15 protein-coding genes are annotated in these 17657 nt (G+C 52.5%); 12 read left to right on the top strand and 3 right to left on the bottom strand.

The features are described from left to right. Positions 1-2 precede the first annotated feature (2 nt). The 3 genes from glgX (at position 3) to msrB (ending at position 4200) form a co-directional block, all read left to right on the top strand. Complete coding sequence (gene glgX, locus DXV75_RS08725; RefSeq protein ID WP_115593018.1) at positions 3-2090, top strand: glycogen debranching protein GlgX; 2088 nt, start codon at positions 3-5, stop codon at positions 2088-2090. Positions 2091-2226: 136 nt separating this feature from the next. Beyond that, positions 2227-3777: an NADP-dependent phosphogluconate dehydrogenase gene (gndA, locus tag DXV75_RS08720; protein ID WP_115593017.1), complete on the top strand. Its 1551-nt coding sequence runs from the start codon at positions 2227-2229 to the stop codon at positions 3775-3777. A gap of 21 nt (positions 3778-3798) precedes the next feature. Next, the gene (gene msrB, locus DXV75_RS08715) at positions 3799-4200 is read left to right on the top strand and encodes a peptide-methionine (R)-S-oxide reductase MsrB (protein WP_181898390.1); all 402 of its coding nucleotides are present in this window, start codon (positions 3799-3801) and stop codon (positions 4198-4200) included. A gap of 149 nt (positions 4201-4349) precedes the next feature. Here the strand turns inward: msrB and DXV75_RS08710 are convergent, their stop codons facing one another. Next, positions 4350-5216: a DUF2989 domain-containing protein gene (locus tag DXV75_RS08710; RefSeq protein WP_245953153.1), complete on the bottom strand. Its 867-nt coding sequence runs from the start codon at positions 5214-5216 to the stop codon at positions 4350-4352. Between the two features lie 155 nt (positions 5217-5371). On the opposite strand from DXV75_RS08710, the gene DXV75_RS08705 reads away from it, so the two are divergent. From DXV75_RS08705 to DXV75_RS08670, 8 genes are all read left to right on the top strand, one after another. Next, a complete protein-coding gene (locus DXV75_RS08705) occupies positions 5372-6817 on the top strand; it encodes a glyceraldehyde-3-phosphate dehydrogenase (protein WP_115593015.1) in 1446 nt (481 codons plus the stop codon). Positions 6818-6979: 162 nt separating this feature from the next. Continuing rightward, positions 6980-7525 carry a TlpA family protein disulfide reductase gene (locus DXV75_RS08700; protein ID WP_147291815.1) on the top strand — a complete coding sequence of 182 codons (546 nt, stop codon included), beginning with the start codon at positions 6980-6982 and terminating at the stop codon, positions 7523-7525. Between the two features lie 76 nt (positions 7526-7601). Further along, complete coding sequence (locus tag DXV75_RS08695) at positions 7602-8729, top strand: M14 family metallopeptidase (RefSeq protein WP_115593013.1); 1128 nt, start codon at positions 7602-7604, stop codon at positions 8727-8729. A 42-nt stretch (positions 8730-8771) separates the two neighbouring features. Beyond that, entirely contained in the window at positions 8772-10430 is a 1659-nt protein-coding gene (locus DXV75_RS08690) for an alanine/glycine:cation symporter family protein (protein ID WP_115593012.1), read from the top strand. 215 nt (positions 10431-10645) lie between these two features. After that, on the top strand, positions 10646-10975 hold the full coding sequence (locus tag DXV75_RS08685) for a zinc ribbon domain-containing protein (RefSeq protein WP_115593011.1): 330 nt from the start codon (positions 10646-10648) through the stop codon (positions 10973-10975). Beyond that, on the top strand, positions 10972-11262 hold the full coding sequence (locus DXV75_RS08680; protein ID WP_115593010.1) for a YeaC family protein: 291 nt from the start codon (positions 10972-10974) through the stop codon (positions 11260-11262). Before DXV75_RS08685 ends, DXV75_RS08680 begins: the two co-directional genes overlap by 4 nt. Beyond that, positions 11252-14044 carry a DUF349 domain-containing protein gene (locus DXV75_RS08675; RefSeq protein WP_115593009.1) on the top strand — a complete coding sequence of 931 codons (2793 nt, stop codon included), beginning with the start codon at positions 11252-11254 and terminating at the stop codon, positions 14042-14044. Before DXV75_RS08680 ends, DXV75_RS08675 begins: the two co-directional genes overlap by 11 nt. A 6-nt stretch (positions 14045-14050) precedes the next feature. After that, on the top strand, positions 14051-14269 hold the full coding sequence (locus DXV75_RS08670; protein ID WP_115593008.1) for a hypothetical protein: 219 nt from the start codon (positions 14051-14053) through the stop codon (positions 14267-14269). A gap of 70 nt (positions 14270-14339) precedes the next feature. Here the strand turns inward: DXV75_RS08670 and DXV75_RS08665 are convergent, their stop codons facing one another. Next, entirely contained in the window at positions 14340-15176 is an 837-nt protein-coding gene (locus DXV75_RS08665; RefSeq protein ID WP_115593007.1) for a DUF2797 domain-containing protein, read from the bottom strand. Between the two features lie 9 nt (positions 15177-15185). Further along, a complete protein-coding gene (gene ansA / locus DXV75_RS08660; RefSeq protein WP_115593073.1) occupies positions 15186-16193 on the bottom strand; it encodes an asparaginase in 1008 nt (335 codons plus the stop codon). Between the two features lie 132 nt (positions 16194-16325). On the opposite strand from ansA, the gene DXV75_RS08655 reads away from it, so the two are divergent. Further along, positions 16326-17654 (top strand): M24 family metallopeptidase, encoded by a 1329-nt coding sequence (locus DXV75_RS08655; protein WP_115593006.1) that lies wholly within the window; start codon positions 16326-16328, stop codon positions 17652-17654. Positions 17655-17657 lie beyond the last annotated feature (3 nt).

The following is a 17657-nucleotide window of genomic DNA, read 5'->3' as shown; positions in this document are numbered from 1 at the left end:
GCGTGGACGCCCAAGCCCGTACCTCACAGCAATTGTTGGTGGAAGAGGGCAGCCCTTTTCCGCTTGGCGCTTGCCTGACTGAGACCGGATGCAATTTTTCAGTTTACTGCCCGGATGCGCGGGCGGTTATTCTGTGCTTGTATCATTCAGACACGGAAGAACCCAGTAATGAGATTCTGATGCCAGCCAAGACAGGTGACTACTGGCATTGTCACCTGTCGTCAATTCGTGAGAATCAGCATTATGCGTATCGGGTTGACCGCGGTGACGGAGAGCTGCACAGTGCTCCGGCAGACAAGTTGCTGATTGATCCGTATGCGAAAAAGCTTAATCGTCCGATACACTGGAATGCGCGGCATTATCAGCACGATTCCCAGTTTATGATCCCCAAAGGGGTTGTGGTTGACCTTCATCCCTATGAGCAAAAACCGGTAGAGCGCCCTGAGTACGATGCCCATCAGCGCATTGTTTACGAAGCGCATGTTAAAGGTATGACCCAGCGTCACCCTGATGTGCCAAAGCCTATGCGTGGAAAGTATCTTGGGGCTTGTCATCCTTCGGTGCTGGCACATCTGAAAAATCTTGGCGTTACCACCGTACAGTTTATGCCGCTGGCGTCGTTCATGCCGGAACCCTATATCACTGAAAAAGGGCTGACCAACTACTGGGGGTATAACCCGGTAAACTTTTTTGCGCCTGAACCGCGCTATGCGCAAAAAGATGCGCTGGCGGAAGTGCGCAAAATGGTTGATGCCTATCATGAAGCCGGACTGGAAGTGATTGTGGATGTGGTGTTTAACCATACAGCAGAAGGTGGCCATGGTGGCCCCATATTGTCATTTAAAGGTTTCTGCCCGTATAAGGCCTATCTGCTTGAGCAATCCCAGGGCGGCGATTTGGTGTTCAGTAACCATTCCGGTTGTGGCAATACAGTACACACTTCCCAGCCGGTGATGATGACGCTAATCATGGACGCCATGCGTTTCTGGTATGAAATTATCGGCGTTGATGGCTTTCGTTTTGACCTTGCTGTGTGCCTGGGGCGCGACCCTCAGCACTTCACACCCTACTCGGGTTTACTGAGAGCCATTGGGCAGGACCCGGTATTAAAACGGGCAGTGCTGTTGGCTGAACCCTGGGACATTGGGCCAGGCGGTTATCAGGTCGGCGCCTTTCCTCCGGCCTGGCTGGAGGTGAACGATAAGTTTCGCGATACCGTCAGAGCATACTGGCGCGGAGATAAAGGCCTTACGGCCGATTTTGCTACCCGTCTGATGGGGTCCCGTGACATATTTGTCAAAGGCCGGCGCCACATCAACACTTCGGTAAATAACGTAACTTACCACGACGGATTCACATTGCAGGATCTCGTCAGTTATGAACAAAGGCATAATTTAGCCAATGGTGAAGAGAACCGTGATGGCCACGGCCACAACCTTTCTGCCAATTATGGTGTTGAAGGTGAAACCACGGAGCCTCGAATTCTGGCGCTGCGGGAACGTCAGAAGCGCAACCTGTTTGCCAGTCTGATCCTGTCGCAGGGCACTCCCCACATTCTGGGGGGAGATGAGTTGAGCCGCACCCAGCAGGGGAACAACAATGCCTACTGCCAGGACAATGAACTTAACTGGTATGACTGGGAACTCAATAAGCGAAAGCAGGATTTTCTGGAGTTCTGTCAGTATGTGATTGAGTTGCGGCAATCCAGTCGATTGCTCTCGCAATTGCTGCTTGAAGACGACCATTTTCATCTGGCCACCAATGTCGCAAGCATTCACTGGTATAAGCCGGACGGTTCCGATAAATTGTCGGCAGACTGGCAGGCACCACATAACCAGGCGTTCGGAGTCGAAATCCGGGGTGTAGCGGGAGACGCAGGTCAGACTGAACACTGGTTTTTGGGTTTTAACGCCAGCGACAATGACGTGCGTTTTAATTTGCCTCATTTGTCACCCATAGGGGGGTGGACACTGGAGCTCGACACCCGTTACTGTTCGCTTTCTGAGCAACCCAGGATCTGCATCCAGCGGGTTTTCCTGCAGGCTGGCCGAAGCCTGGCAGTGTTCCGCTATTCTGAAGCATTACGCTAAACAGTGTGCAGGCCCGAAAATGGCCTGCATACATTCTGTTTGTCTCTGTCAGATAACAAAAAAGCTGTAATTATTACTGTTCAACTGTTTAACAGATGGTAATATTCGCAGCCATCTGAATTGTGAGGTGAGATCAATGCAAAAAGAGGGTGGCAGTTCGCAACCTGCGGGCGAGTGTGATATTGGCTTTATTGGTTTAGGCGTAATGGGCAGTAACCTGACCCTGAATCTGGCCGACCATGGCTATCGTATTGCCTGTTTTGATTTGGACCCGTCTAAAGTGGATGCCATTATCGCTCAGGACGCTAACGAGCGCGGCGACAGGGAAGCCCGGGTTGTAGGGTGTAATTCCTTTACTGAATTGCTCAAAAATCTCAAGTCCCCTCATATGATTATTCTGTCCGTTCCCGCCGGGGAGCCGGTTGATCATGTCTGTAATCACCTTATTGACGCTGGTATTGAAGCCGACGATATCGTTGTCGACACCGGAAACAGTCTGTGGACTGATTCGGTAGAACGTGAAGCACGGTTCAAAGGTAAATTTCTGTTTTTCTCAACTGCCGTATCGGGTGGTGAGGTTGGGGCAAGATTCGGCCCTTCACTGATGCCTTCAGGTGATCGTTACGCCTGGACCCGGCTTGAGCCGGTGCTTAAAGCCATCGCTGCGAAAGTTGATGCCAAAACCGGTAAACCCATTGAGTCCTTTACTCCGGGTAAGCCGGTTACCGAAGGCGAGCCTTGTGCTACCTATATAGGCCCTCAGGGCGCAGGGCATTACGTGAAAATGGTGCACAATGGCATTGAATACGCCGATATGCAGCTGATTTGCGAAACCTACCACATTATGCGTGATGCTTTGGATATGACTCCGGCTGAGATTGCTGCGGTTTTTCGCCGCTGGAATGAAGGCAAACTCAACAGTTATCTGATGGAAATCAGTGCGGAAGTGCTGGAACAACTTGATCCGGAAACCCAGCAGCCATTGGTAGATGTGATCCTCGATAAGGCGGGTCAAAAAGGCACCGGTTTGTGGACAGCGGTCAGTGCTCTGCAACTGGGAAGCCCGGCACAAACGATTACCTCTGCGGTATTCGCCCGCAGTATTTCGGCCCTCAAAGATGAACGTTTGCTGGCCAGCAAAAAACTTCAGGGGCCTGCTCCGCTTAATCTTGAGAGTAGCCAGAAGCTTGCCATGATCGAGCAACTTGAGCAGGCTCTCTACTGCTCTAAAATCTGTGCCTATGCACAGGGGTTCCAACTGATGGCAACCGCAGCCAAAGAGCATGGCTGGGAACTGGAATTTGGTGAAATTGCCAAAATCTGGCGGGCCGGTTGTATTATCCGGGCCGTGTTTCTGCAATCCATCGCCCAGGCTTACGAACAGGATGAACATCTCGATAACCTCTTGATGGCCCCATATTTTGCTGAACAAATCACCGAATTCCAGTCTGACTGGCGCTCAGCGATTGCCCAGGCCACACTCGCGGGTATTCCCTGCCCAGGTATGATGTCTGCCCTCAGCTACTACGATGCGTATCGCTCGGCAGTGCTGCCTGCCAATTTGTTGCAGGGGCAGCGTGACTACTTCGGCGCGCATACCTATCAGCGTACCGATAAACCTGCCGGCAAGAAGTTTCACATTGCCTGGAGTGATCCACAGCGCCCACAAATTGCTATTAAACGGTAATTTATAACGAGCGAGAAAATTATGGCCACCGACGACCACTGGAAATCTCAACTCTCCGACGAAGAGTACCGTGTGTGTCGTCAGGCCGGTACAGAAAGACCTTTTACCGGCGTATTGCTTGACGAGTCGCGCCCCGGCAGTTACGTGTGCAAGTGCTGTGGTGCAGAACTGTTCACAGGGCAGACCAAATTTGATTCCGGATGCGGTTGGCCTTCTTTCTATGCACAGTCTGAACAGGGGAATGTGGGATACCGTGACGATAACAGCCACGGTATGCGGCGAACCGAAATCTATTGCACCCAATGTCAGGCCCACCTGGGCCATGTGTTTCCGGATGGGCCAAATCCTACAGGCCAGCGCTATTGCGTTAATTCCGTCTCACTGACGTTTTGCTCCGAAGACAATCAGCAGATAAAGGGCTGACCCTGGCCCATTGTCAAACCCCAATGCAGTCTTTACTGCTGGCCAAATTTCAATCTTTCTGGCGCAGAAAACCGGTCAATTCCATTAAAATGGCCGGTTTTTAACTGGAGTAAGATTTTTTGTGATGAAAGTTTATTTCAGCCAGCCCATTAAAGTCGATCCAGTCCCAACTGATGGGCATCGAAATCGCGGCCTTCTATGGCATTTGTGATTTCGTCTGCCACATCGTCCAGGGAATCTGCGGACAGCTGGTGCTTGTTCGCCAACATGGCCAGCTGTTCATCGTTCACCCGTTTGCTGAAATGACTGGCGACCCGCGACCACACATATGCCATATGGTACCTTTCCTGATCCAGGGCAATGGTTACCAGGGTGTCAAAGATTTCGTCGTCAATCACCTGATCGTCGCTGTACAGACTCAGCGCCCGGTAAAGGGACCCCTTGGTCTTATCCAGGTCGGTTTTAACCTGTATGGATGCCAGCGCGATTTGCAGGTCAGGGGTGGTTAGCTGGTCTTTTTCGGCGTAATCGAGGAACAGTTTCAAGGCGTCCTCATGGCCGTAACGGGACCATTGGTAATACACCAGATGGGGTTCCTGGGAATGACGGGTTTCGCGGGACAGACGCTTGATTTCCCGTTGCGCTGTCAACAGGCCTTTCATCCGGCCGGTTTCTTTTTCGCGGTATTTGATGTGCTGAATTTGAGCCGCCTTTCCGATACAGACTTTGTAATCTTCAAAAATCATAAGCAGCTGATATTTATCAAATTCGGTTTCATCCTCCCGGTGGCGGTAGCGATGGCGAATGATTTCTGCTTTTTCGGCCCGACACCAGCCATCCGGATTGAGATCATCGCAAAAACCACTGTCCTGACGACAGATTTCCGCAATCGATGGTTCGAACATGCCCTCGCAACCACTGATGAGGGCAACGCCGAGCATCGGTACGATAAACCGGTGTTTTTTGTAAGTTGTGGGAAATTTACTAAACAAATTGCTAAAAAACGGCTTTTTCATTGAATACTTGAAACTTATCAACAATTTGGCGTTCCTTGTCGGTTTACTTAAAATACTGCCCGTAAGCACCAGACGACATAAATCACCTCAGTGTACCCTAAAAATTCGGTCTGTCGTGCAAACCCACCATAAATTTTACTTTATAAGGCAAATGCATGAATCAACAGTTTGAACAGGAGTTACAGACCAGCTGGCAGGAACGGCAGGAATTCGCCGAACGGATGTTGCCGCTGATTGGCAAACTATATCGTAACCATGCGGTTGAAATTTCGGTGTATGGGCGTTCTTTGTTAAATGCCAGTGCCATCGATATCATAAAAGCACACCGAACTGTGCGGCTGCACGAAGGCATAAAGCTGCGTTTGCGGGAAAGCTGGCCAATCCTTGAGGCGTTGAGCACCATGAAGCTGGCTCCGGCGGAAATTGACATCGGTAAACTGGCGTTTGACTTTCACTATGGCACCGGTGTGGAACAGAATGATTTGCATCGTTATCTGGAAGGTCAGCTTTCCGGTGTTTACAACACCGACGACAATCAGGCACCCCGCGATGTGGTCTTGTACGGGTTTGGCCGCATTGGCAGGCTTTTGGCCCGATTGCTCATAGAGCGTCAGGGTAAAAACAACAAACTACGGCTTCGCGCAATCGTGGTTCGCGGCGGCAAAGAGGGCGATCTTGAAAAACGCGCCAGCCTGTTACGTCGTGATTCTGTTCACGGGCCATTTAACGGCAGCATCACGGTAGATACTGAAAGGAACGCCATTAAGGCGAACGGTTCTTTCATTCAGGTAATTTACGCCAACAGCCCGGCAGAAGTGGATTACACCCGTTATGGAATTGACAACGCCATTGTGGTCGATAACACCGGGATGTGGCGGGATCGTGACGGGCTCGGCCTGCACCTTAAAGCCAAAGGTGCCGCCAAGGTGTTGCTGACTGCACCGGGCAAGGGTGACATTAAAAATATTGTGCACGGTGTCAACCACGGCGACATTGCCGAAAACGACACCATTATGTCCGCCGCCAGTTGTACTACCAATGCGATCACGCCAGTGCTGAAGGCATTGGATGAGGAATTTGGTATTGTCAGTGGCCATGTTGAAACTGTGCATTCGTACACCAACGACCAGAATCTTATCGACAATTTCCATAAAGCGGATCGCAGGGGGCGCAGCGCACCGCTGAATATGGTGCTGACGGAAACCGGTGCAGCAAAAGCTGTGGCCAAGGCGTACCCAAAACTGGAAGGAAAGCTTACCGGGAATGCCATACGTGTGCCCACCCCGAATGTTTCGCTGGCGATCCTGAATCTGAATCTTGCGGCTGAAACCGATAAGCTGAGTGTGAATGAATTTTTGCGCAATACGTCGCTGTTTTCGTCTCTTCAGCACCAGATTGATTACACCGCCAGCACTGAAATTGTGTCCACCGATCTGGTGGGGACCCAGGCAGCATCCGTGGTAGATTCACAGGCAACTATCGTGGCCGGAAACCGGGTCACCCTGTACCTCTGGTACGATAATGAGTTTGGTTACAGTTGCCAGGTTATGCGTGTAATCCGTGATATGGCGCAATTAACGGTGCCAACCATTCCGATTTAAAAAAATACTCATAATATGTTGCCGGTGCTGTAGATCCTGCGCCGGTTTTTTTGTACCTTGTGTGTACAAAATGCAATGTCATGATGTGTTAGAAAATCATAATTAAGCCAAAACACTCGAATTCGACAGTTCTTATAATCCAATTAGTAGATAGGCAAGACCGTGACTGAAAAATCAGCATGGCCGTGGTTCCGTCAACGCTGGATGCGCTGGGTCCGAGATGGGGTATTTTTGTGTCTGGTTTTGTACACCGTTCAATGGTGGCAAACCAAAGGCATGCTCCCAACCAATGGCGAAACGAACATTGTACCCATAACATTACCAACATTATCGGGTAACACACATACCATCGCACCGGTCGCCAGCAAGCGAACCCTGGTGTACTTTTTTGCGCCCTGGTGTCAGATATGCCGTGTCAGCATTGGCAATCTCGACTACGTTGACCGGGGTGAGTACCGGGTAGTGCGTATTGCGCTGGACTATAACAATCCGGCTGAGGTCGAGGAGTTTATGGAACGCGCCGATGTGAAAGGGCGGGTGTACCTTGGGACGGAACAGACCCGGGAAATTTTTCAGGTCACCGGTTACCCGACCTACTATTTGCTGGATGAGAACTTTACCGTAATAGACAAGTCTCTCGGTTACAGTTCGGCGATTGGTCTAAAATTGCGCACATGGCTTGCCACGCCGCCTTCGGACACGGAATAGGCCGAGTAAAGCGTGGTATTTGGGTGGTTGAGTATGCTAAATTAGCCGGCAAAATTATAAGGGCCACGACAGAAAAATGCATATATCCAGTCAGTTTGATTCCGGCAACATCCAGGTGGTGAGTGCGGAGTCAGCGGGCGATATCGTCCTGCGTATTCAAAAAGACAATCAATCTGAATTCTACCAATGGTTCCATTTTCGCTTGTTCGGCGAGCCGTTTGAATTGCATCGCATTCGCTTGTGCGACCTGGCGAAGTCCGCTTACCCAAAGGGGTGGGAAGATTACCGGGTGCTGGCTTCCTACGACAGACAAACCTGGTTTCGGGTTGATACCGAATTTGACGGTGACAACCTCACCTTCGCTTTCACACCCGAGCAACCCAGCGTTTACTTCGCGTACTTTATTCCCTACAGCTATGAGCGCCACCTGGACTTGATCCATGACGCGCAAATGTCGCTCCATTGTGAACACCGTCTGCTGGGGCAAACCCTGGACGGTCGGGATATGTCGGTACTGGTGATTGGTGATGAAGAGCCGGGCAAAAAGAAAATCTGGGTCACCGCCCGCCAGCATCCTGGAGAAACCATGGCTGAATGGTGCGCAGAGGGCTTGATTTACCGCCTTCTGGACGAGCAGGATGGATTAGCCAGAAGCCTGCTGGATCAGGCGGTTTTCTATGTGGTACCGAATATGAACCCGGACGGCGCAGTGCGCGGGCATCTGCGTACCAATGCGGCAGGGGTGAATCTGAACCGCGAGTGGGCCACTCCTTCTTTGGAAAAGAGCCCGGAAGTGTATTACGTACTTCAGGCCATGCAGCACAGTGGGGTAGACCTGTATCTTGACCTGCACGGTGATGAAGCGCTGCCTTACAATTTTGTCGCCGGCAGTGAGGGGATCCCGAATTATTCCGAGCGTCTCAAGCAACTGGAAGACAATTTCAAAGCTGCACTTTTGAATACCACGCCTGAGTTCCAGGATGAATATGGCTATCCGAAGGATGAACCGGGTAAGGCCAATCTTACCGTTGCGTCGAATGCCGTCGGGCATCAGTTTGATTGCCTGTCCTACACATTTGAAATGCCGTTTAAGGACAATATTAACCTTCCGGACAGCGAATTCGGCTGGTCGGTTCAACGCTGCCGACAGCTGGGTGAAGATTTGCTCGTTGCGGTGCGTGCAGTGGTTTCACAATTACGATAATAATAATCAGGCACTAAAAACAATTACAACAAGGGGAAGAAGTTGGAAGCTTTATATAATTTTCTCGTGTCTTTGGATGGCATGCTCGGAGGGGCCCCGTGGTTTCCTTTCGTTTTGCTCGGTGTGGGCTTGTTTTTCACTATTTACCTTAAATTTCCGCAAATCCGGTATTTCAAGCATGCGTGGCAGGTGGTTACCGGTAAATTTGATCACAAGGGCGACCCTGGCGATACCACCCATTTCCGTGCACTGACCACCGCGTTGTCCGGCACTGTGGGTACGGGTAATATCAGTGGTGTGGCATTTGCGATTTTCCTCGGCGGCCCGGCAGCGCTATTCTGGATGTGGGCAACGGCTTTTTTGGGTATGACCACCAAGTTTGTGGAAGTAACCCTGTCGCATAAATACCGGGTGCAAACCGAGGATGGCACAATGGCGGGTGGCCCCATGTATTACATGGATCGTCGCCTGAACATGAAATGGCTGGCCGTAGCCTTTGCCGTTGCCACTGTTATCAGTTCGTTTGGTACCGGAAACCTGCCGCAGAGTAATGGCATTGCTACCAGTATCGAAGCCACCTTCGGCTTTGACCCGCTGATTGTCGGCAGCGTACTGGGTATTCTGCTGGCCCTGGTTATTTTGGGTGGCATTCAGCGTATTGCAGCCTTTACGGCGAAGGTAGTGCCTTTGATGGCGGTGATTTACCTGATAGGCGCGTTGGGCGTTATCTTTGCCAACCTAGAAAATATCGGCCCGTCTTTCGCCGCGGTGATTGGCGATGCGTTCAGTGGTTCAGCGGCAGCCGGAGGCTTCCTTGGTGCGTCACTGGCGTATGCGTTCAACCGTGGGGTAAACCGTGGTCTGTTTTCCAACGAAGCCGGGCAAGGGTCTGCTCCCATCGCCCACGCGGCAGCGAAAACCAAAGAGCCGGCATCAGAAGGTATGGTTTCTCTGCTTGAGCCGTTTATCGACACCATTTTGATTTGTACCGTAACCGGGTTGGTGATCCTGTCTTCCGGCGTCTGGAAAGAGAAGCACCAGAACGTCTTTGACCGTTCCGATATGCTGTTTGTCAGCGGCCATTACGATGACAGCAAACAGCAGGACGTAGAAAACCTGTACAAGTACATCAATGATATTGACGATTCGGGCATTACCCCCTTCAGCGGCACAATCCAGGTGGTCAACGGCACTGCTGTGAGCGATGGATTCACCCTGATCAATGCCCGTTCAGTAGCCGAAGACGTAACGTATTCTTTAGGCAACGAAGACCCCTTTACTGGAACACTGAAGATAGAAAAGGGCAAGCCGGTTAAAGAAAACCTGGAAATCAGTGGAAAATCGCTGGTTCATTCGGCAGCACTGACCACCATCGCCTTCACCCGCGGGTTCTTTGGTGATTTTGGCCAGTACATTGTATCTATTGGCCTGATGCTGTTTGCGTTTTCCACAGCCATTGCCTGGTCCTATTACGGTGACCGTGCCATGACCTATCTGCTCGGCCCCCGTTCGGTAATGCCTTACCGGGTAATTTACGTAGCCGGATTCGTGTGGGCATCGTTTTCAGACACCACTCTGGTGTGGGCTTTGTCTGCAGTGGCCATTGTGGTTATGACTCTGCCGAACCTGTTTGGTATAGTGTTGCTGAGCAAGGAAATGAAGCAGACGGTCAATGATTACTGGGCAAAAGTGAACAAATAAGTTTATTACTGTCAAAAAGCGTGAAGGTGTAAACAAGGTAGCCTTGGTGTTTATGCTTTCGCGCTTTTGGTTTTTTAGGCGGAGCCTATGGGTTACGCCAGCAGGCCAAGCCAGCAGGCCCAGCCGGCAGGCAAGGCCCAATTTCTAATCTTTCGAATTGCTTTTACTGACCATTGCTGCCCTGGTTGTGAACGTAAACTAAACAGGAGCATTGTATGGCACTGACAGAATGTCCTTCATGTGGCAAAAAAATTTCCGACAAAGCGGCAGAATGTCACCATTGCGAGTTTAAAGTGGGCGATGCGTCTGCCGACGATTTGCTGCGCAAACAGAACCTGACCCGATTCAAAAAGCTGCACAGCCTGCAAAATCAGTCGATGCTGGCCATGCTGATGTTTATTGCCGGCTTTGGCTTTATGTACTGGGGCGGTACCAAGCCCGGTGATTTGCAGCACAACCTTGCCATTCTTGCCTCAGTAGTGGGCTTTGTGTGGTATATCGTCAACCGGGTCCGCATTGTGATCATCAAACGGTTTTCATCATGAACATTGAACAACTTCTCGCGGCCATGACACCTGAGGTGTACGAGCGACTCAAACTCGCAGTAGAAACCGGTAAATGGCTGGACGGTTCACCACTGTCCGAAGAACAAAAGGCCCACTGCCTGCAGGCGGTGTTTTTGTATCAGTCAAAAATAGCCAAGTCGACAGAACACATGACGGTGGGTGAAGACGGCCAGATAGTACATAAAAGTAAACGTGAACTGAAAGCTGAACTCAACCCTACGGGATCCCAATCCACTATTGCACGGTTTAAGCAGGATGATTTTTAATCGCTTTTTTGTTCCATCCTATCGTAATGACGACCCGCAGGTCCGCAAGGGCTCAGTAGCCAAACTGTCGGTTGAAAAGCCGGCGGAAAAATCGATTTTGCATGAACTGGCGTTCAATGATGACAGCGCACAAGTGGTGCTGGCCGCGTTGAAAAAGCTCAATGACTTTGCGCTGTGGCAAAAGGCCGCCCAAACCAGCCATAACGAAGTGGTTGCGCGCAATGCGGCGCGGTGGGTTGAAGAAGCGGTGTTCAAAAACAATGCATTGCCGCTGAGTGAATCAGAGCGCAAAGCCTATCTGCTGGAATCGGCACCGACCGACCTGATCATCAAAGTCCTGATGGAAGACGATGACATTGCCGCCAACCATGGTTTGGCAAAGCGTTTACTCGCTCGGGTTGATAGACCTTCGGTGTTGCAGGCGTTCTTCCTTAAACGAGCAGGTAAAGCACTGCAACTGGAAATGCTGGAAGGCATGCAGGACGCTGATTTGCTGCAGAAATTGCAGCGCAAAGTCTCAGATCCCGACGTTAAGGCTCGCCTGAGCGAGCTAATTGATTCCCGGCTTGCAGCTCAACAACGCCCTATTCAACTGGAGCGTGACACCACGCTGGTGCTGTCCAAACTGCAGGCGTTGATGGATAAGAGCGATTATGAGACGGTCTGCAGCAAAATGGTGAAGTTGCAGCAGGAGTATCAGCTACTGTGTGCGGATTTCGCGTGTTTAAGCCCGGAAATCCGGCAACAGCTTGAGCACAAACACACCCGGATAACGGAACAACTGGCCCGGCATTCTGAACGCCTGAAAACCCATTGGCTGGCGAAGCAGGCTGAGCGGGAAGCACAGGCCAGCCTGCAGGCGATGCAGCAGGTAGCCGCAGAGGTTGAGCAGGCCCTGGCCGAAAGTTACCGGCAGCCGGGTAAGATTGATGCGGTTCGTCAGACAGAGCTGACCGCGCAGGTACAGAAGCTTGCTGAGTTGGTGTCAGCCCAGACGGCACTGGACAAGGCTGGCCTTGAAAAGTGGCACAAACAGCTTGCCAGACTGGAGCAGGAAGTGCAGGCACTGCCAGAACTGCAGGCGCTGGCGCAACAGGCCATTGCTGCACTTGACCGTGCGCAGGCGCTTGAGCCTGGAACCGAAGACAATGCGCAAAGCTGGCAGCAGGTGCGCACTGAGTGGCAAAGCCTGAAAGGGCAGTTTCCGCGCATTCCGGCAGACTGGGCCGAGCGCTGGTCAAAGTACAGCAAACGTTGGCAGGCTCATTTCAAACAGCAAAAAGCCGCCAGTGAAGAAGGGCTGAAACAGTGCCGTAAGCACATCAGCAGTATTTCAGGCTTAATCGACGCAGGTCGATTCCGGGCGGCGATGTCCCGTTTCGGTAAATTGAGCTGCGATTACCACTCGCTATCAGGGGATGCGAAAGCCCGGATTGAGCGGCGTTTCGAGCAACTGCAGCAACAGATTGAGCGGCTGGAAGGCTGGCAAAGCTATCTGGCCAAACCGCGCAAGCCGGCATTACTCGAACAGGCGAAGGGCCTGTTGAATGAAAATATCGATGACGTTCATCATCGTGTCAGCACCATCCGAACCCTGCGCAATCAATGGAACAGCCTGGGCAGCACTGGTGAGCAGGAAGACGATGAGCTAAACACCAGGTTTGATGCGATTCTGGAGCAGGCATTTTTACCCTGCCGGGAATATTTCGAGCAGCTTGAACAGCAGCGTAAGCAGGCACTGGGCGTGCGTCAGGATCTGATTAATGCCGTATCCGCACTCGATCCCGAGTTATCTGCAGATGCTCTGGCGTCTGAGCTGGAAGGGTTAAAAGCCCGCTGGCGTGAAGCCGGGCCGGTGAGCAAAGAAGAATACGGCTCACTAAAGCAGGGCTGGGAGGCGGCGCTTCAACCGTTGGCAGAAAAGGTAGCCCAGTGGCATCAGCAAAATCGCCAGCAGAAGCAGGCTTTGGTGGAGCAGACCCTGCTACTGGTGGAAGACGAAGATGTGGGTGCGGCATGCCAAAAAGCGCAACAGCTGCAACAGCAATGGAAGCAGATTGGCCCGTCTGGCCGTCGCTTTGATAACCGCCTTTGGCAGGCGTTTCGCCGCGCCAACGATGAGCTGTTTGGCAACGCCAAAAAACTGCGCCAGCAAACTGAAAAGCAGAACCAGACCCAGGTTGAGGCACTTAAGCAGCAGTTGTCTGCGCTGGCAGCGGGCGTGACGCTGGACAGCATTGATGCAACCCGTTCAGCACTGGCTGAGGCTGAAGCTGCCATTGCCGGCTTGCCTGCAAAGGCGGCAGGGCAGTTACGCCGTGAAATCAGCGCCGTGCACGAGCAAATTGCCACTGTTAGCCTGCAGCGTCAGCAGCAGGCTTTACATAAGCAGCACCAGGATTTGGTTAGGGCGTTGGGGCAGTGGCGCACAGCCGAGTCCGTTCCAGAGGAGCAGATTGATTCAACAATCTGGCAGGCGCTGGACAAACGCTGGCAATCCCGTTTCAGTCAAAGCAGCAAACCGCACTTTTCGCGCCTGTGGCTGACCATCATGCTGGAGGTTACTTTTGGTATGAGCACACCCGACGACAGCGACAATGTTCGCCAGGATGTGCAGCTTGCCATGATGACTGCCAAGCTGGAGCAGGGCAGCTTTCTGTCGGTAGAGGAACTGATTGAGGCGTGGATATCCCACGGGCCACTGAGCGAGGAGGAAATTCCTTTGTTAGCTCGCCTGAAGACCTGCCTGGACAACTATCGACAAACTCTGGCAGAGGCGTGAGCAGCAATGGAAAACCAGATTGAATATCAGTTTCCCAGCGAGCCGCAGGCCTATCGGTTTCTCAATACCGTAAGCCATTTCGACTGTGAAGGGCTGGTGGTCAAATACGGCCAGTCCAGTCGGCATGTAAAGGTAAAGTACCGTTACGCGGTAGGCGAGTTTGACGGTACCCTGTCGAAACTCGACGATTTGGCCCGGGAACTGGCAGGCGAAGAGGTCAGCTGACTTCTAAAGCCGCAGTTTCGCGCGCACTAGTTTGTCATCAGGCTGAGGGGCCGTGGGCCCCTTTTACGTTCTATACTGATAAGGTCACTTTATAACCCGCGTATTTACGGATGTTGATGACCCGGTCGCCATCCAGAAGCCAGTACTGGCCCTTGATGCCCACCAGTTCCCCTTCAAACGCCGGCGTTTTGTCCAGGTTGATGGATTTGATTTTGTCCGGGTAGTGCTGCACAGGGTAGTGAATGGCATGGCCACTGTGCTCTACCGGCTGAATTGCCTGCAGGCCCTGCTGTGCTGAGAGCTGTTCAAGCTGCGGCGCAATTTCCTTCAGTAAAGCCTGCATGCTGGCGTGTAAATCCTGTTCGGCCGGAGCACCCTTTAACATGGTGCGCCAATTCGTTTTGTCGGCAATGTGCTGTTTGAATGCGGTTTCCACCAGGCCACTGGTGAGGCGGTCTTTCACTCTGAGCATAACCAGCGCCTGAGTCGCGCCCTGATCCATCCAGCGGCTGGAAATGCCGTCGGTCACGTGGCGGGTAATGCCTACTTTTAATGTACCTGTATTGGCCAGGTACACAAAGTGGTCAGTAAGGCAGTGGGCCTCGCCCCATTGAGGTTCCCGGCAAGTGCCCTGATGATAATGGCACAGCTCCGGCTTTATGATGCAGGTGTCGCACTGGGCAAGGCTTATAAGGCAACGATAACAGTAGCCTTGGTTAAAACTTTTTTTGGTTTTGCTGCCGCAGTGTACGCATGCGATCTGGCCTTCGAAACTGAGGACAATTTTCTGGCCTATCAGCGGGTTCATGGCTACCAGTTCGTCACCTACCGGCAGGGTATAGTGAACCAGGTTGTCTTCATCGGCTGCCGTGTGCATTTTGCGCAGTGTGCCTTGATGTTGTGTCATCGCTATTCCTTATTCACTCAGTTCACCACGCAGATTCAGTTTTAGCTGTGCTTTGAGCTGTTCAAAAGTCAGTGATTTGCTGAGCAGGTAATGCAATTTGGCCAGTGCGGCTTCGGGGGTCATGTCGCTGCCGGAAATTACCCCTGCGTCACGCAGGCTCTGGCCGGTGGCGTAGCCTTCCATATTCACCCGCCCGCGCAGGCACTGGGTACAGTTGAGTACCACAATCTCACTTTCTTCGGCGTATTGCAGTTGCTCAAGCAACGCCGGGTTTTGCGGCGCATTGCCCACCCCGTAGCTCAAAAGTATCAGGGCGTTTACCGGCTGTTGCAGGGTATTTTTGATTACTTCTGCCGAAATGCCGGGGTACAGGCTCACCAGGCCAATTGGCTGGGCTTTTACAGCGCTGATGGTCAGGGAAGTAGAGGGTTTAGCCGCCAGCGTGCCGGCGTTCAGGCGAATATTGATGCCCGCTTCCAGTAGTGGCGGAAAGTTGGGCGAGTCAAAGGCGTTAAAACCATCGGCGTCGACCTTTCGGCTGCGGTTTCCACGCAGCAACCGGTTATTGAAAAACAGACTGACTTCGGCAATGGGGTAGTTGGCGGCTATGTACAGGGCGTTGAGCAGGTTTACCTGGCCGTCGGAGCGCAGCTCTGCCAGCGGAATTTGCGAGCCGGTCACAATAACGGGTTTGCTCAGGTCTTCAAGCATGAAACTCAGTGCCGAAGCGGTGTAGGCCATGGTGTCGGTGCCGTGAAGAATAATGAAGCCGTCGTACTCGTGGTAATGGGCGGCAATGTCGTCGGCGATGCGTTGCCAGTCTGCCGGGTTCATGTCGGAGGAATCGATGAGGTGTGTGTATTCCTTAAGCGTGAATCTGGGCATTTCCTGGCGGTGAAATTCCGGCATGGCTTCCAGTGTGCGGCCGAGAAATCCTGCAGCCGGCACATAGCCGTGAGAAGAGGGTTTCATACCGATGGTGCCACCGGTATAGGCGATGTAAATGTGTTTACGCATGCGGGCTCCGGTTTTTGCGCGCCATTGTAGCAGGCTGCTGCCGCTTGTCATCCCAGCGCGGGTTATCGGTTGGCTTGATTCGAGGCTAAATTCGCGCAATAGTGCGCTAAAAACCAATAATGAGAATAGCTTATGAAATTTGCCTCGTCGTTAGCGACCTTGGCCGTGCTGATGTTTTCCGGTGCCACCAATGCCGAGACTGGCTTGCTTTCCATGCAGGAGCGCGCGGCATGGGTCGACAGTAACACAGAGTTTCGCTTTAGCCATGTGTTACCGGACATCATGCGCCGAGAGGGCATTGATATGTGGGTGCTCATTTCCCGCGAATACAACGAAGACCCGGTACTGGAAACCATGTTACCGGCGGATTGGCTGTCGGCCCGACGCCGCACCATACTGGTGATTTTTGACCCCGGCGCAGGTAAGCCGCTTGAGCGCTGGGCCATTGCCCGCTACGACGTAGGGAATCTGTTCAAAAAGGCCTGGGACCCACAAAAGCAGCCACATCAGTTCGCGGCGCTGGCACAACTTATTGCCACTAAACAACCGAACAGGATAGGCATCAACAAGTCGGTGTATTTCAACCATGCCGATGGGCTTGCCGCCACGGATCATGAGTTGCTGGTGCAGGCTCTGTCAGATCCATATCGTAACCGCCTGGTGAGTGCCGAATACCTGGCCGTGGGCTGGCTGGAAACCCGCTCGGAAGCGGAAATGGCAGTTTATCCTGCTCTGGTGGCGCTGGGCCACCAACTGATTGCCCGCGCGTTTTCCCGCGAGGTGATCACACCGGGTGTAACCACCACCGAGCAGGTAGAGTGGTGGCTGCGGGAACAAACCCGTGCCCACAAGCTCACCAACTGGTTTCACCCCAGTGTTTCCATTCAGCGCAGTAGCCAAACCAAAAATAATGATTTCAGTAGCCACGCGGCCGCCGGTGTAATCCAGCCAGGCGACCTGTTGCACGTGGATTTTGGTATGACGTACTTGCGGTTAAATTCAGATCAGCAGCAGCACGCCTACGTACTCAGGCCCGGCGAAACCCAGGCCCCTGATTATTTGCAGCAGGCACTGGCTAACGCCAACCGCCTGCAGGACATTTTTACCAGCCAGTTTTTACTGGGGCGCAGTGGCAACCAGGTGTTAAAGGCCTCCCGTGAGCAGGCCATCAGTGAAGGAATCACCCCGAGCATTTACACTCACCCGATAGGTTTTCACGGCCATGCGGCGGGTACCACGCTGGGTATGTGGGATGCCCAGGGTGGGGTACCGGTAGAGGGCGACTACCCGCTGCACGCCAACACCGCCTATTCGATAGAACTGAATGCCGCTACCGACGCTCCCCAGTGGGGTGGGGCGGTGCGCATTATGCTGGAAGAGCAGGCCTGGTTTGACGGTAAAAGCGTGCACTATTTAAACGGCCGGCAAACTCAACTTTTATTGATAGAGTACAGCCAATAAGCG

This window comes from Alteromonas aestuariivivens, assembly GCF_003367475.1.
In the GTDB taxonomy this organism is placed as follows: Bacteria; Pseudomonadota; Gammaproteobacteria; order Enterobacterales; family Alteromonadaceae; genus Alteromonas; species Alteromonas aestuariivivens.
This window is presented reverse-complemented; position numbering and strand designations above follow the sequence as displayed.

Bases quoted from the DNA above. Each gene is read 5' to 3' on its own strand.
- DXV75_RS08665 (WP_115593007.1), bottom strand. From the start codon at position 15,176: ATGACACAACATCAAGGCACACTGCGCAAAATGCACACGGCAGCCGAT.
- DXV75_RS08705 (WP_115593015.1), top strand. From the start codon at position 5,372: ATGAATCAACAGTTTGAACAGGAGTTACAGACCAGCTGGCAGGAACGG.
- DXV75_RS08655 (WP_115593006.1), top strand. From the start codon at position 16,326: ATGAAATTTGCCTCGTCGTTAGCGACCTTGGCCGTGCTGATGTTTTCC.
- DXV75_RS08685 (WP_115593011.1), top strand. From the start codon at position 10,646: ATGGCACTGACAGAATGTCCTTCATGTGGCAAAAAAATTTCCGACAAA.
- msrB (WP_181898390.1), top strand. From the start codon at position 3,799: ATGGCCACCGACGACCACTGGAAATCTCAACTCTCCGACGAAGAGTAC.
- DXV75_RS08710 (WP_245953153.1), bottom strand. From the start codon at position 5,216: ATGAAAAAGCCGTTTTTTAGCAATTTGTTTAGTAAATTTCCCACAACT.
- DXV75_RS08680 (WP_115593010.1), top strand. From the start codon at position 10,972: ATGAACATTGAACAACTTCTCGCGGCCATGACACCTGAGGTGTACGAG.
- DXV75_RS08675 (WP_115593009.1), top strand. From the start codon at position 11,252: ATGATTTTTAATCGCTTTTTTGTTCCATCCTATCGTAATGACGACCCG.
- DXV75_RS08695 (WP_115593013.1), top strand. From the start codon at position 7,602: ATGCATATATCCAGTCAGTTTGATTCCGGCAACATCCAGGTGGTGAGT.
- ansA (WP_115593073.1), bottom strand. From the start codon at position 16,193: ATGCGTAAACACATTTACATCGCCTATACCGGTGGCACCATCGGTATG.
- DXV75_RS08670 (WP_115593008.1), top strand. From the start codon at position 14,051: ATGGAAAACCAGATTGAATATCAGTTTCCCAGCGAGCCGCAGGCCTAT.
- gndA (WP_115593017.1), top strand. From the start codon at position 2,227: ATGCAAAAAGAGGGTGGCAGTTCGCAACCTGCGGGCGAGTGTGATATT.